The 15,384-nt window shown below is 46.7% G+C and carries 16 protein-coding genes and 1 tRNA gene; 5 read left to right on the forward strand and 12 right to left on the reverse strand.

What is annotated here, in order from left to right:
- From WCO51_02305 to msrB, 9 genes are all read right to left on the reverse strand, one after another.
- Window positions 1-1,150: GNAT family N-acetyltransferase (locus WCO51_02305; protein MEI6512089.1), on the reverse strand; the 1,150-nt coding region annotated here is incomplete at its 3' end.
- Between the two features lie 22 nt (window positions 1,151-1,172).
- The gene (locus tag WCO51_02310) at window positions 1,173-2,150 is read right to left on the reverse strand and encodes a CdaR family protein (GenBank protein MEI6512090.1); all 978 of its coding nucleotides are present in this window, start codon (window positions 2,148-2,150) and stop codon (window positions 1,173-1,175) included.
- Window positions 2,134-3,015, reverse strand: coding sequence for a diadenylate cyclase CdaA (cdaA, locus tag WCO51_02315; protein ID MEI6512091.1), 882 nt, complete (start codon window positions 3,013-3,015; stop codon window positions 2,134-2,136). The genes WCO51_02310 and cdaA overlap by 17 nt, the downstream gene beginning before the upstream one ends.
- A gap of 366 nt (window positions 3,016-3,381) precedes the next feature.
- A complete protein-coding gene (locus WCO51_02320; protein MEI6512092.1) occupies window positions 3,382-3,879 on the reverse strand; it encodes an N-acetyltransferase in 498 nt (165 codons plus the stop codon).
- Between the two features lie 196 nt (window positions 3,880-4,075).
- Entirely contained in the window at window positions 4,076-4,474 is a 399-nt protein-coding gene (locus tag WCO51_02325; GenBank protein ID MEI6512093.1) for a hypothetical protein, read from the reverse strand.
- Between the two features lie 84 nt (window positions 4,475-4,558).
- Window positions 4,559-5,434 (reverse strand): PKD domain-containing protein, encoded by an 876-nt coding sequence (locus tag WCO51_02330; protein ID MEI6512094.1) that lies wholly within the window; start codon window positions 5,432-5,434, stop codon window positions 4,559-4,561.
- 31 nt (window positions 5,435-5,465) lie between these two features.
- Window positions 5,466-6,272, reverse strand: coding sequence for a TIGR00282 family metallophosphoesterase (locus WCO51_02335; GenBank protein ID MEI6512095.1), 807 nt, complete (start codon window positions 6,270-6,272; stop codon window positions 5,466-5,468).
- Window positions 6,273-6,472: 200 nt separating this feature from the next.
- A complete protein-coding gene (locus WCO51_02340) occupies window positions 6,473-7,354 on the reverse strand; it encodes a N(4)-(beta-N-acetylglucosaminyl)-L-asparaginase (GenBank protein MEI6512096.1) in 882 nt (293 codons plus the stop codon).
- A gap of 106 nt (window positions 7,355-7,460) precedes the next feature.
- Window positions 7,461-7,868: a peptide-methionine (R)-S-oxide reductase MsrB gene (msrB, locus tag WCO51_02345; protein ID MEI6512097.1), complete on the reverse strand. Its 408-nt coding sequence runs from the start codon at window positions 7,866-7,868 to the stop codon at window positions 7,461-7,463.
- A 160-nt stretch (window positions 7,869-8,028) separates the two neighbouring features.
- Here msrB and WCO51_02350 point away from each other — a divergent pair, with 160 nt between their 5' ends.
- Together WCO51_02350 and WCO51_02355 are read left to right on the forward strand one after the other, a co-directional pair.
- Window positions 8,029-8,988: a prohibitin family protein gene (locus WCO51_02350; protein ID MEI6512098.1), complete on the forward strand. Its 960-nt coding sequence runs from the start codon at window positions 8,029-8,031 to the stop codon at window positions 8,986-8,988.
- Between the two features lie 601 nt (window positions 8,989-9,589).
- A complete protein-coding gene (locus WCO51_02355; protein ID MEI6512099.1) occupies window positions 9,590-9,751 on the forward strand; it encodes a hypothetical protein in 162 nt (53 codons plus the stop codon).
- Window positions 9,752-10,276: 525 nt separating this feature from the next.
- Here the strand turns inward: WCO51_02355 and WCO51_02360 are convergent.
- Window positions 10,277-11,371, reverse strand: a complete 1,095-nt coding sequence (locus tag WCO51_02360) for a DNA methyltransferase (protein ID MEI6512100.1) — start codon at window positions 11,369-11,371, stop codon at window positions 10,277-10,279.
- Between the two features lie 228 nt (window positions 11,372-11,599).
- Here WCO51_02360 and WCO51_02365 point away from each other — a divergent pair, with 228 nt between their 5' ends.
- Window positions 11,600-11,761, forward strand: a complete 162-nt coding sequence (locus WCO51_02365; GenBank protein MEI6512101.1) for a hypothetical protein — start codon at window positions 11,600-11,602, stop codon at window positions 11,759-11,761.
- On the opposite strand, the gene WCO51_02370 is transcribed toward WCO51_02365, so the two are convergent.
- Window positions 11,733-11,803, reverse strand: a tRNA-Gly gene (locus WCO51_02370). The genes WCO51_02365 and WCO51_02370 overlap by 29 nt on opposite strands.
- A 52-nt stretch (window positions 11,804-11,855) precedes the next feature.
- Window positions 11,856-12,818 carry a galactose-1-phosphate uridylyltransferase gene (gene galT, locus WCO51_02375; protein MEI6512102.1) on the reverse strand — a complete coding sequence of 321 codons (963 nt, stop codon included), beginning with the start codon at window positions 12,816-12,818 and terminating at the stop codon, window positions 11,856-11,858.
- A gap of 141 nt (window positions 12,819-12,959) precedes the next feature.
- Between galT and WCO51_02380 the strand changes: the two genes are divergently transcribed.
- Entirely contained in the window at window positions 12,960-14,075 is a 1,116-nt protein-coding gene (locus WCO51_02380; protein MEI6512103.1) for a cytochrome c peroxidase, read from the forward strand.
- Entirely contained in the window at window positions 14,072-15,265 is a 1,194-nt protein-coding gene (locus tag WCO51_02385) for a hypothetical protein (GenBank protein MEI6512104.1), read from the forward strand. The genes WCO51_02380 and WCO51_02385 overlap by 4 nt, the downstream gene beginning before the upstream one ends.
- Window positions 15,266-15,384 lie beyond the last annotated feature (119 nt).

Genomic DNA, 15,384 nt, shown 5'->3' on the forward strand with positions numbered 1-15,384 from the left:
TTTCTAGGGTTTGGGGGGTATCGGCTTTTAGTAGGCGGGATGCATAGGCTTGACCCGGGTCGATCAAACCGAGGTGAAGCTGCGAGAAAGTTTGAATGTCCATTTGTGCGTTGATTTTGGCCTTGGTTGGAAGCACCTCAAGGGAGGGCAACACTACAGGCAGCCTATTCCATTCTAAAGCGGGGTCGTCAACTTGCAAAGTTAGTGTAGGCATGTCTTTTGGGAAGTTGGAAGAAATCGCACGCAACGCGCCCGGGAAATCGACGATACGCCACATAAAGCTCGGCATTTCCCGCATTTCGATGAGCGACACGTTCGGATCATTCGGTTTTGATTCTAGCCCGACTTCTGATAGTGCACGCACATCTTCATGCCAACCAATGTATTCAATCTTAGCCGCGCGTTCTTCGTTTCGTCCAAGGAAGCCAATTACCCCTCTTCGTCCGGCATCAGTCGACCAGAACATTTCGCGAACTTTTATGATCGTTTCCTGGTCATAGCCAAGTTCATAAATAAGATACGCCTGAACGGGATTGCCCCAAACGATACGTTGACGATTGTTCCAAAAGAGGAAACGCCAGCGCGTTTCATCCCTTTCAATGATTCCTGTACGCCCTTTCGTTGAAGCTTCATGAATGATTTTAACGTCTTCTTCATCCTCCACATTCATTCGGCGGCAATCAGTCCCTTCTATATATCTGGGAAGAGAGGCTGGCGATAAGCGAAGAGAGGTTGTCGTAGCAGCCATTTCAAACCCAAACCGTCGGTAGAAACCATATTGAACGGGAATTAAACCGGCAGCGACATAACCCATCTTTGGTAATTGTCTGAGACATTCCTCAAGCAGCGCGCTTGCATAACCCATACTGCGAAAGTCCGGATGAGTCGCTACCCCTGCAATGCCGGCAGACGAAACGATCGCATTCCCAACTCGCATTGGAACAGGGATTAAAGTAAGGGTCGATACGATACGCTTACCGTCACTGGCAATCCATTTATGATCAAGTTGGAACAAAGGGTCTTCATAAAAAAGCGCCCGCGCCGCATCGAGATTTAAATTGAAACTCGCACACAAAACAACGAGAAGCTCTTCAAGCTCCTCATTCCGCGCCGGCCGAATATCCAAAGTTGTATGTTTTATCAGATGCATAGTTTTAAGTGCGTAGTGCGTACTACGGTATTTCAGTTTTCGGTTTTGGGGGTGGAGGTGAACTTCCATTGTGCTTAATGGTAATAGAGACTTTAACGGATGAAGCGCCTTCGATCACGACCCCTTTTGGGATAATTAATAGCTTTTCAAGTTCCAAATTTCCGGTTAAGTTATCAAGCGCCACAGGTTCTGTACGGATTACCGTCATCGAACCTAATATTCTTCTCTCTCCGTTGGCTATCACTTGCTTTGGCATCCACTGAATATCACTCACCGAATTAGGATAACGCGGTTGGCCCGTACTGGGAACGATAACGGTAAGAGTTTGCGACATTAACAAAGGTGCGAGAGAGAATTGCACCTGGGAGCTTTCAGGCGTTACTTTTAACTGTGTGGAAGAGACCTGCACTCCTGACTGGTCGAATGCAAGGATAGGATAATCCTCTTTCACGTTGCCTTTTGCGGTCTTTAAGTCAATTTGAACTCGCAAACTCTCAATGCCGTCGACCTGATCCTTCCAACCGTTAATTGTCGCTGAAGAAGGTGATAAATGAACAGGGCTTGAAACAGAGTAATCACCATCCGGTTGGTCAATCCAATCCACTCGAATCGGCAACCTTTTACTTACCATTTGACTTAAATCAATCCGTACGGTCGGCTCAGCCGGAATCAGGGTTACCAACGCAAGCGTTTCAGGTTTCCGTGTCTTAATCGACAACTCCTGCACTCCTAAACGGGCGTTTCTCAAAGAGACATAGGCATGAATATCGCCCGCTTGAACGGCGTCAACGTCTGCTTTTTCGCCGTTGACATTGATTGTGACACGCATATCTTGATTTCGGACCAGGGCATTCACTGGTTTATCAATGAATTCAAGGGGAACGGAAAAGGCGCGCTGAACCGTTGGGTTCGTCACGCTTTGAACGTAGAATAAGAGCACCAGCGTGATCCCCACTGCTGCGAGCTTTTCGATCCAGTTGTACTTAAGCCTCTCCAACATCGGTACCTGACCTGTTCCTTACTTTCGCGACTGCCTTATCCACTTGCCTTCGCAGCTTTAAAAGCGGCGCAAGCGAGGCAGAGGGTAATCGATAAACTTGAAGCAAAGTGTCTCTGAGTTGATCAAGGGTAACACCTCTTTGGAGGATCCCCTCGGCTGAAATTGATATTTGCCCTCGCTCTTCCGAAACCACAACGCAAAGGGCATCACTTTCTTCGGCAATCCCTAATGCCGCTCGGTGTCTCATGTGCAGCACCGAATCAAGCGGGCTTTCAGACATCGGAAGCTGACACGCTGCGGCAAGAATGCGATCGCCTCGGATCACTACAGCGCCATCATGCAATGGGTTGCCGGGATAAAAAATTGCTTTTAGAAGGCGAGAGGTGATCTGGGCATTAATAATCACGCCGCTTTCGGCAATCGGGTCGATTCGATTAATACGCTCGAAAACGATTAACGCACCCATACGGCGGCTCGCCATCTCGGCAACAGCGAGGAGCACTTCATCAACTGCTTGGGCATTCTGCTCATCACTTGTTACCCCAAAACTCCGACGCCAGAAACCCAAACGACCAAATTGCTCTAAGGCCTGCCTGAGTTCGGGATAAAGAAGAATAACCACGGCAACCGGCCCCAAGGTAACCCCTTTATCAAGAAGCCAATGGAGGGTTAGAAGGTGGAAGTGTTCGCTCACCCACAACGCAAGAACGAATAAACCGATTCCCCACATAATCTGCCAAGCACGAGTGCCGCGAGCTAATAGGAGCAGGCGATAGACGACAACGGAAACAACCGCTACATCAAAAAAACGTGACAGTAACAAGGAACCTAAGTTGTGGTAAAACTGTGCGTTTGTCCAATCCATCTGATTGTCGCCTCAATCACCGCTTCGCGCCCTCGAAGTATTAGTCCGTTTGTCCGCCATGAATTCAAAACAGCAAATTTGTATTTTGACGGCGTCCCTGATAAATGCCTCAGCCTTAAGGAAATTTCGCTTGCAGATTCTTGCGGAATTCGCGCTAATCCAAATTATATCTGGTAACTCACCATCAAACAACCCCAAAACCCCATTTACCCATAAGACCTTCAGAATTTAGCTAAATTCTCTCATTTAAACAGTCTTTTCGAAAACCCTCTCCCGAATTCGGGCTGGGAAGGGAGGAAGACCGGATGGAGGAAGTATATGATTAAGCGAAAGACCCAAAACCAGCGCTGCGGGACTGATCGCTACCTAAGGCATTAAGCTATCGGAAAGGGATGGTGTTGTAGCAGTGGGTAGGAGTTGGAGAATAACCGCTACTTCGTTGCAATCGGGATATTTGGGGCAATAGATGCACTCGGTCCAGATTTTGCGGGGGAAAGAAGAGCGTTCTGCAACGGTAAAACCGAACTTTTCGAAAAAATTGGGTTTGAATGTGAGCGCGAACACACGGGGGATATCAAGCGTTTTGGCTTCTTCAAGACAAGCTTCGACCAGAACGGTGCCCCAACCCTTTCCCTGATTATCTTCAGCTACTGCCAATGATTTGACTTCAGCAAGATCTTCCCAGGAGATATGGAGCGCGGCGCATGCAACCACTTTGCTATCGACCTCGATCACGAAAAAGTCACGAACATTTTCGTAAAGCTCAATCAAGCTGCGATGAAGCATATCGCCCTTGTCCGCGAATTTATTGACTAATTGCTGCATAGCGGGCACATCGCCCACGGTTGCCTTTCGTACTTTCATAATAGGGAAACATTTTACCCTAACTACACAAACTCAAGCTAAAGCTAATGTCTCGTTCACTCCTTTACCGTGTCTTTGCGGGGGGAAAAGCAAATAAACCAGCATCCGGTTATACGGAAACTGATTTAAACAAATTCAATCCGATTCGGTTCCTCACCCAGTCATAGATAAAGCCATGGTTAAATCTGAGTATAAATTACATGCAGTCTAATACTTGCTTAAACTCATAGTTCTGTAATCGATTATTCTTATCAAAGTGGAATATTGTATACATTTCACATGAAAAAGGACCCCATGTGATATTGAAGCCTCTTGCGATTACAGCACTATTCGCTCTAATGGTTCGAAAATCATGATCATTTTCCGGTGCTCCGCACCTTTTCGAAAAGTACGGCGAATGCGATATGCTATGTTGATCTAAATACGCAATAACTTGTTGAGGGGTATTCCCAATAAGATGAGCATTCGCTAATTGTTTGCGCATTTCGCGCTCAGCATTATTATATTCCCAGTCTGGCCTTTTCTCATTTAGAACAATTAATCCTACTAAGACTGGCAGAATGATGAATAAGCCAATTGCTAATTTCTTGTTCATGTAAAGCTCCAGAAAGCACTCTAACAGATGAGTACTAATGCACCAGCTTTAACTTGACTAAGCTGTCGTGCCGTCGCTTTAATCTTAAGGCGCTACTTTTACGGTTATCTTTGAAGTTGCTTCCTTTTTTGTGCCGAAGCGGTCGGATGCTTTGACCGTCACTACAAAGGTTCCCGGTTTTCGGAAAGAATGCTCGATAGTCGCACCCTCTGCCTCCTCTTGGAAGCCATCGGTTTCATCGAAATCCCAGGTGTATTTAATGATGGAGGGGCCGGCATCTCCTACTGCCCAAAGAAGCGCCACATCGTTATTGGCAATGTTTATTTCCTTAAGCCCTTCATTCCCATAGGCGTCGACTGAAATTGAAGTACTGTCACTCGCAACTCTAATTTGACCTAGGTAGAAGGTCGCGGGAATGTCACCAAATACGCATAACTGTTTGATTTTTCGACTGGTTGCTGCGAAATTAGGGAATGCGGTCAACGGGATACCATAAGAGGACCAGCCCGCCCCGCCCTTTTTCGCCACGACAGGAACATAAATCTCGGTTCGTTTGTTATCATCAGTCATGATTGTTGCCCGCAGCAATTTCATGGGTTTAACTGATGAAGCTGAGCCGCTATAGGGATTGACCGAAGGATTGGAGCCGCTACTGGAGCTATCAATTAGGTAAAGGCTGAAAACGAATAAGTTTGAAGAATCGATAGCCGCCGCTGAGACATCAATAGGGGTGGCAAAAGTCAGTGATACGCCTGAATAAAAGCCTTTTGTGGTGATTTTAAGTGATTTCTCGCCTAAAACTACATCAGAACTTTGCTCAACAACGCCACTGCCCCATTCAGTAGCGGTAATCCCATTTGACGCCAAGTCATGACCGCCGTAAATGTCGATATCAACAGCCAATGCGGCTGCCGCAATCAAGATTGCCAAAAGCATAAACGAAAAACGACCGATAGGCATAATCCAATTCCTCCTAATTTCATAAATCGGCTCAATAATCTTTTAGCGACTTCACCATGCGTTTGTTCAGACGAGTAATACTAACGGCTTTGCCGCTTCGATCATCCAATTCAATCACCACAGCGCTAACAATCGGGTCTCCCGAAGCCACCTCAAACCGCGCCGGCATCAACGTTAAAAACTTCTTCAGGATAATCTCTTTATTCATGCCGATAACCGAGTCGAGCGGACCGCACATCCCCACATCGGTGATATAAGCCGTACCCTCGGCCAATATCCGTTCATCGGCAGTTTGAACGTGGGTATGGGTGCCAATAACAGCGCTTACCCGACCATCCACATGAAAACCAAAAGCCATTTTTTCGGAAGTAGCTTCCGCATGAAAGTCTACCAGGATTAAAGGGGTATCGATTTCATCCAAGATGACATCAACACCGCGAAATGGGTCGTCGTAATCTTCCATAAAGACCCGCCCTACTAAATTGACGATTGCCAACGGCGGATGTGTCCCTTTTTCCTGACTAACTTTAAAAACTCCCCAACCTCTACCAGGAACACCCGGCGGATAATTCGCCGGTCGAATGATACGCGGGTCCTCATCGAGCATCGATACGATATCTCTTTTTTGCCAAACATGATTGCCGAGGGTAATAACATCAACGCCGTCAGCGAAGATTTCTGTGGCAATATCAGGGGTGATTCCCATCCCCCCCGCCGCATTTTCCCCGTTTGCAATGATAATATCCGGCGAGAACTCCTGCTGCCATACAGGCAACATCGAGGCGACACCATTTCGTCCAGGCCGCCCAACGATATCTCCAAAAAACAAAATGCGCAACTTTTGGCTCCGTTTCTATTCTCTTTAGTCTACCCCTCCATGCCACTGCAGAGAAAGGTGTTAGGAAAACGCAGTGCGCAGTTCAAATTACGGAGGAGAAATCAGACTGGATCTATACACTAAACACGAGGTACGACCCGGAAAAACCAAACACATCTTTTAATTCAAGTTCGGAATCTTGCGGGTTCCCCAACACCTTCTTATAAACTGATAAACTTTACTTTGTTTTCGTTGAACTTACCGTTTACTAGTGCAGGGGCGATGAAATCGGGCCAGGTGGTGGCGGAGCCGGGGTTGCCTTGACGGTCGATGGCGATGACGCCACATTCGATTCTATTGTTATCGGGCTTTCGTTCGAGCATTTGTTTAATACTTGCTTCACATGCCTGTTGAGCGCTCATACCCATTCGCATGTTTTGGACCGTTTGATAACTCATGACAAAACGCCAGATTTCTTCGCCAACCCCAGTCGCCGCCGCTGCACCCGCTTGGTCATCGGCATATAATCCAGCGCCAAATATGGGAGAATCGCCAACACGACCGGGAATCTTCCACTTTTTACCGCTTGATGAAGTTCCCGCAATGAAATGACCTTCATGCATAGCCAATAGGCAGATGGTATCGTGGTTTTCAGGTTCCCCGTCACCGCCAGTCAAAAGTTCAGCCTCAGGATCGGCCTGCCACTCATGCCAGCGATTGATAGTGTGATCGGTCAGCAGAGGTCGCGGTTCGAAGCCTTTTGAAATGGCAAATCGCTGGGCATTATCGCCTACGAGCATGATATGCGGCGTATCTTCCATCACTCGGCGGGCGACTGAAATCACAGGCAGAATATTGCGAACACCCGCCACTCCCCCTGCAGCAAGAGTATCGCCAACCATGATGGCTGCATCGAGCTCCACTTCACCATCTGCATTCGGCAGACCACCAAGTCCAACAGAATGTGAAGTCGGATCGAACTCAACAGCGGCAATCCCCACTTCAACGCAATCAAGAAGATTGCCGGAGCATGACCATTCCTTGCTTGCTGTTTCAATACAATTTATCCCATGCCACCAGGTAGAAATAAAAACAGGGGTCATTCAATATCACCTATTAGAAAAATGCAAGTTCAGATGTAAAAAGACTCGGAAAAATATCCAACCTATTATTGTCCCCAAGCCTTAGAAGTGTCAAGTCGGTTAATTTCTACTTTTTTTCTTTACGGAAGTTGAGCGAGGCGGAATTAATGCAATATCTTATTCCGGTTGGATTGGGCCCATCATCGAAAACATGCCCAAGATGACCGCCGCATCGTGAACATAATACTTCCACACGATGCTTCCCCAAACTATCGTCATCGCGTAATTCGATCTTAGAATGATCGACCGCATCCCAGAAGCTAGGCCAGCCACAGTGTGAATCGTATTTAGAATCTGAAGAAAACAGCACCTCGCTGCAACCCGCGCATGCATAATTTCCGTCCTCGGTTAAGTTGCAATACTCACCCGTAAATGGGCTTTCGGTGCCTCGTTCTCTCAAGATATGATATTGCTCAGGCGTCAGTTCTTCTTTCCATTCCTGAGCGTTCTTATTTATTTTTTCTTCTTTATTCATCGAATTCAAGTCCTTCCCATTGTCGAAATGACAAGTAGTATCTGATATACGTAAAAAATCGGTGCGGGGTTACTCTCTATATATTAATACACCGAAGAAGGAATACACTAGCTTATGTCGAAATAAGTTATATTAAGTCAACTATGTATGGAGGTGTTCTATGTCATCGGGAATTTGGGGCATTTTCGGCCTCATTGTTGTGATATTTTTTGTTATGACCTCACGTAAGTATGATAAAGTGCGTGAAGGGCAAGGAAAACGCTTTTCACTCGCCGCGATACTAATCGGCGCATTCTCTATCTTTCTGATCCTCTCCTCTTTTATAAAAATTATCGATGCCGGCTACGTCGGTATTCCGATCATTTTCGGAAAGGTACAGGATTGGCAGCTTTCGAGCGGGCTGCATTTTGTAAACCCCCTTATCGAGATCGAACATATGTCGGTCCGAACTCAAGATTACACAATGTCCATCGCTCCGGGTGAAGGAGTGAAGCAAGGAGATGATAGTATTACCGTTATCTCAAGCGATGGCCTTTCGCTTCCAGTCGATATATCCATTGCTTATCGTATTTCATCCGCTCATTCCGGCTGGCTCTACAAGTCAGTTGGTAATCAGGAAGCATGTGAGAATGTAGTCATCCGACCTGCAGCTCGAACGGCTGTTCGCAACGCATTTGCCCAGTTTACGGCACAAGAAGCTTATAGCACACAACGCAAGAGCCTTCAAGAGGCAGTCGCTAGCGAGTTTTCAAGAACGCTTCAACAGACCTTTGAAAGGAACGAAGGAATTAAAGGTGAACCGGTAATCGTTCAAAATGTGCTTATTCGCAATGTGTCGCTTCCAGATACCGTAAGACAAGCTGTCGAGCAAAAGATAAGTAATCAACAGGAATCCGAATCGATGGAATTCACTCTGATCATTGCCAAAAAAGAAGCGCAGAAAAAGCGTATCGAGGCACAGGGCATTGCTGATTATCAGAGAATTGTCGGCACAGGGGTAACGGATAAGCTGCTGAAATGGAAAGGCATCGAAGCTACCGAAAAGTTAGCCGGATCGCCCAATGCGAAAATCATAGTAATCGGCGGCAAAGACGGAATGCCCCTAATCCTTAATCAATAACAAAACATCTAAAACCAACTCGATGTCCCCCTTTTCTAAGGGGGACATTATTTGATATTTGATCTCTGACTTCAAGCTTCTCTGTCCCTGATCGTGCTTCGTACTTAAAGCTCAGGCATTGTTTGTTGATGGAATGGATTAATGTCGCGTAATTAGAAGCGGAAAAAAAGAAATTGGCAAGACCGCCAAAAGGAGAACAAAGCTCGGTCTTGCCTAAAAATTCTGTCTGATCAAATCTTTTTATCTATGGGTGATAATCGCACTGGCTGCCTTCCCCGGAAAGGGAAACGCTGTTCTTAACTGAAGCACCCTCCCCAGCTAATTATCAACGCCATCAAACCAGTCATTATACATATTCGCTTTAGGGAGGCAAAAACGGACACTTTTCTCCAGGTAATTATACTAGTTTTAAGAAAATAGTTTTCATTTGAAGCTAAATCTGTTTTCTAAGAATGCCGTTTTCGCAAAAATTCCTCTCGCTTGTTGACAATTTATATACAGCTCGCTATACTTTCCTTAGGTAGGATTACCTCCCGAATCCGCATAGGGATGATGCATTGGGCCGAAATTCGGTCTAGGGAGCCAATAGAGAGGCAAAGGAATGCCTTTTGAGTTTTTGGAAGTAACTGCTGTTATTGCAGCAGCGCTTATCGCTGGTGGGTCTGTTGCCGGGATTATTGCGTCGCGCATTTTCCGGCGAAGGATACGACGTATTCAGTTAGAGCGTTTACTATCGCTTTACTGGACAGGTCGAAACACTTAAATAACTTTACCGGCGAAGTAATAAGAAGGAATTGAAAATTGCTTTTCCCAAACGGAAACAGCGATAAAGGTATTGCACTCTCCCTTTCACCCCCATAAACGTCTTGGATGTGACAGGGACTTTAGGGACACCTCGAAAGGGAGGGTGAGTTCCATTTCGGATTATACGGAAGTAGTAATAAAAGTGATTGGGCAATAAGCCTCTTAGTTGCTGTTACTTGTCGTTGAAACAATCTAAGCCTCCTGTGCCCTCTACACTAATTATACAGAGATGGCTGTTTCATCCATGTTGGCACTGAGGGAAAAGCTTCGAAAAGTTGAGGCCCACGCATAATATTCCTTGATGGAGTATGAATCGGGCCATATCTTTTTGTTGAATTGAAATAATAAATAATCGGTACTAATTCATAATGTACTTTTTCAAAGTGCTTCTCCATCATGCTATTTATATTTTTGCTCGAAGTGCTGTTACTGAGCATTTCGAGCACAGTTTTTCGAATGGTGGATTTTACTTGATCGTTCATGACTAAATTAACCCCTTTTCTTTAAGAAAACGTTGTCGAATTGTGTCTAGAGCAATCAATTGTCCATCCTCTTTAATAAACCAATGATCCCATCCATTGCAAGGCGAGCCATTCATAAAATGACTGCCGGCTTTATGGATTGAACCTTCGAAACCATCAAAGGTTCGAATACGGGAATCAGGTTTTATAGAAGCATGCTTTGATAAAACTTTTCGAAAATATAGGAGTTGTCCTGGGTGCAAGTAACAGTTTTCAACTAAGACCGAAAAGTCTACTCTAGGGGCTAATTGTTTTTGACTTCCTACTTCAAATGTTGGCATATCAAATAAACCTGGAGATATTGCATCAATCCTTTTCTGTGCCAATGGAATATATTTCTCTTCCCGTTCGATACCTATCCAGCTACGATGTAAAGTCTTTGCTACTGCCCCAGTAGTTCCACTACCAAAGAAGGGGTCTAATACGACATCATTAGGATTACTTGAAGAAAGAATGACCCTATACAATAGTGATTGTGGTTTTTGTGTCGAGTGAGCTTTTTCTCCATTCTCGTCTTTCAAGCGTTCTGATCCTGTTGCAAGTGAAAGCAACCACCAATCACTTCGCATTTGTTTTTCTTCGTTAAGTTCCTTCATGGCATGGTGATTAAAAGTATAACGTGCGCCTTGACCAGTACTTGCCCAAATCAAAGTTTCATGTGCGTTCGTGAAACGAACTCCTCTAAAATTTGGCATTGGATTATTCTTCAACCAAATCACATCATTTAGCATCCAAAATCCTAAATCCTGCATGATTGTCCCAACTCGAAAAATATTATGATATGAACCAATTACCCAAATCGATCCCGATGGTTTCAAGATTCGCTTGCAAGCAGTTAACCATTTTCGAGTGAAATCATCGTAAGCAGCAAAAGAAGCATATTGATCCCATTCGTCATTTACGGCGTCTACTTTGGTCATATTGGGTCGATGTAGATCATTCTTAAGTTGTAGATTGTAAGGTGGATCAGCAAATATTAAATCTATAGATTTTTCTGGTAATGAATTCATTACTTCGACACAATCACCTTTTAAAATCTGATTTATCGGCAGTGTCATTGACTAGCTCCTCCATAAAGAATGCTCAGGAAGCAAACAAAAAAATAACCTATCAGTTTTTATGTTACTCTATTTATTTCTTTGTCACTCTCTTCGTCAAGCACGGCTACTGCGTTCAGATTGGTGATAAACTACAGTCACATGGTGCCCCGCGCGAGATGAAAGGCGCTAATCCGTCTGTACGTACATTCTAATCCTATGGAATCACACTAATTTTGGAGGTTGGGGATGGCGGTTGAGATTGGAAGAAAGATTCGAAGGTTGCTAGACTACCAGCTTATCGAGTTTCTTTTAGCAACTAAATCCAAGAGAACACAATATCTGGTAATCCTGCTCCTAGCGACTACCACAAATAGAAAAAAGCGGGTGGCGGGAATCGAACCCGCATGATCAGCTTGGAAGGCTGGAGCTCTACCATTGAGCTACACCCGCATAACGACATTATCGTACCCTAATTCAATTCTCGGGTCAAGGGGAAAGAGAGTTATAGCTTGCGGAGGCGTTCGGCGGTTTCTTCGGGGAGGATGTCGTTGATAAATGCTCCTGCGCCTGCTTCTGAACCGGCCAGATACTTCAATTTATTCGCATCCCGATGAGGCGGATAGAACTCGACATGGAAGTGATAATGCCCATATTCGCCGCCATCGCTAGGGGTTTGATGCATTACCATCATATAGGGCAATGAGAACCCAAAAAGACGGTCGTATTTTTGAGCGATGCTTTTTAAAATTCGAGCAAAATCTTTTTTCTCTTGTGGGCTGAAATCACTGAGCGAGCCGAGATGGGTGCGGGGCGTCACATAGACTTCATAGGGATAACGGGCAAAGAAGGGGACAAAACTTACCCAAGTATCGTTGGTTTCGACAATCCGCGTACCTTCAACAATCTCAGATTCGACGATGTGGCACATCAAGCACTCTCCATGCTCTTTGAACCACTTCAAGCTACCAGCTAGCTCGATAGCGACTTTTGGCGGGATGAAGGGATAGGCATAGATTTGGCCGTGAGGGTGATTGAGGGTAACTCCGATTTCCTTGCCTTTGTTCTCGAATATAAAGACATATTCGACTTCAGGCCGAGCGCTAAGCTCTTGAAATCGGTCTGTCCAAACCTCAACCAGTCGTTCGATATGCTCAACTGATAAATCAGAAAGGGTCGCCTGGTGGTCGGGGGTATAGCAGATCACTTCACAAACCCCATCGGCTGGACGAACAGGTGAATAGTCCGTTGATGTGACTGCAGGTTCAGAGTTACTTCTTAATGAGGGAAATTTGTTCTCGAAAACAACAATCTTATAGTCATCCAAAGGCACTTCGGTTGGAAATCCCCCCTGTTTGGTCGGACATAGCGGACAGTAATCATCCGGCGGGAAGAATGTTCGCTCCTGCCGGTGAGTAGCCGTTATAACCCATTCCTGCAATAAAGGATGCCACCGAAGCTCTGACATATCGTCCGTATTGTGGCATAAACGGACGAGAATGGGCACCTTTCTCGAATATGGCCTCGTGGAGTGAAATAAAGTAGTTGACAATTGGATGCAACTTGTTTACAATAGTGTTAGAGTAGCCGGCGGAGAGTTGTTGCAGCTATGGCGGCTTCTCTAAAGATACTTGGAGGTGTTGCTTTGCACATGAGAAAAGGTTTCGCCCTGATGTTGTTGGCCTCTGGATTGCTGGCTGTGTTGGCGGTTCTGCCTGTGCCAACGCTGCATGCTCAGGGGCGGTTTCTGGCTAATGGGCCGCTTCCTTCAGTTCAATTTCCTACTGACAACCCACAGACGGACGCTAAGGTTCGGCTGGGTAAACAGCTTTACTTCGATGGTCGCTTATCCTCTGACGGCACGATCTCGTGCGCCAGTTGTCACAAGCCTGATGCTGCTTGGGCCGATACGACACCGGTATCGGAGGGGGTAGGCCACCAGAAAGGCGGGCGAAACTCGCCTTCGGTCATCAATGCGGCATACACTGTGCCTCAGTTTTGGGACGGGCGAGCGCAGCATCTAGAAAAACAAGCGGTCGGACCGGTACAGAATCCGATCGAGATGGACCTGACCATACCTCAATTAGAAGGCAGACTAAGTCTCATCCCGGGCTATGTGCAGCAGTTCGAACAAGTGTTTGGGATGAAGCCGACTATCGCTGGCATGGCTATGGCAATTGCGGCATTCGAACGAACGATAGTCGTGAACGACTCCCCTTATGATAAGTATCTTGCGGGCGAGAGGATGGCGATGAGCCGCTCGGCCATGCGGGGGATGAAGGTATTTATGGGGAAAGGCCACTGCATGACCTGCCATAGCGGACCTTCGTTCAGCGACTCGCGCTTCCACAACTTGGGGGTCGGATTCGCGAACGGCAAGTTCAAAGATATGGGCAGAGTGGTCGTCACAAAGGATGCAACCGATACAGGCGCCTTTCTAACGCAGAGATTGAGGAACATCGCCCAGACCGCGCCTTATATGCATGACGGTTCCGAAGCTACATTGGAGGCGGTTATCGAGTTCTATGACCGTGGCGGCGTGCGAAATCCCTACCTAGACAAAGCGATGGTGCCGCTGGCTCTGACCAAACAGGAGAAGCGGGAGCTCGTTGAGTTCCTAAAGGCATTGAGCGGAACAAGCCCAGTGGTAGCTGTGCCGGAGCTGCCCAATCCTGAGCTTACAGCGCAGGAATTAGAAGAGATGATGAAAGGAGGCGCGAAATGAGAATGCTCAAATTATGCACGCTGCTTGTGGCGCTGGGGTTTTTGCTCTCTTGCGCGCCGCCCGTAAGGGCCATTCCTGTATTCGAACGCAAGTATGGGCTGATGTGCATGAACTGCCACTCAGGCTACCCAAGGTTGAATGATTATGGCGTACGCTTCCGGCAGAACGGGTATCAACTCCCAGGGCGCGAGAACGATGAGAAGACTGTCTTCGAAGGCCCAGCCCCGTTTGCAGCACGCGCGAGCACTGGTTATAACTATGATAAATTTAACCATGTAAAAGACGCCGAAGACGTCAATCAGTTCCAATTAAACGGTCTAGACCTTCTTTCGGGAGGACTCTTCAAGCAGAACGTCGGATATTTGATGATCTATCCTCCTGAGATTAGAGGGTCGAGAGGCGTTGTGGCTCAACCCGGCACGCTGGAGATGGCTAATGTTGTATTCAGTAATTTGGGGAGTAGCTGGCTGAATCTGCGTATCGGACGTTTCGAGCCGGCGTATGTTGCCTTCAGTGTCAAACGCGAGTTCAGCTTCTCGCCGATTGAGATATATGACTTCGCATTCCCCGGTGGCTCGCCCTTTTCAGACACTCAGACCGGTATCGAACTATATGGATACGACTACACCGGGTTAAAGTATGCGGTGGGATGGATTAACGGCTCGGAAACGAATGGAGGCGACGCCCCGTCCGACCTCTATTTGCGCCTGTCAAAAGTGTTCGGTCAGGGTGAAGGACAGACCGCAGGGCAACGGGTTGGAGTGGTCGGATACTTCGGGCAAGCCAAGCCGGATCTGATGTTCTCCACCAATTCTCAGAAAGGCTTCTACCGGTTGGGTGCGGATGCGAGCCTCAACTTCCGCCAATGGAATCTGGCGCTACAGTACCTTATCGGCAAGGATGACAAGGAGCTATGGGACACATCCTCGGATGTCGAGTTCAGCGGTGGCTTTGCTGAACTCAGCTATTGGCCGGCTTTTGACCTGGTTGCGTTTGCGCGCTACGACCTCGTGAACCCGGACGAAGTAACCGGTATTGAGGAAGTCACGCGCTTGACGCTTGGCGCAAGGTACTACATCAAGGATAACATCGCGGTACATGTAGAATATTCGAGCAGCCGTCAGAATCTTGTGGGTGACCCCACGCAAACCGAAGACTTCTTCACCGCAAGGTTAGACTTCGCATTCTAATGAGTTAACATGGGCGGGCGAAACCCGCCCATGTTAACTCACGATGTACTTTCCTTTTTCGCAGACACCATCTCCACGTGTCAGTGGCAAAATGCCTTTGAGTAGACACATTCAGGGAG

It is taken from the genome of bacterium (assembly GCA_037131655.1).
GTDB lineage: Bacteria > Armatimonadota > Fimbriimonadia > Fimbriimonadales > JBAXQP01 > JBAXQP01.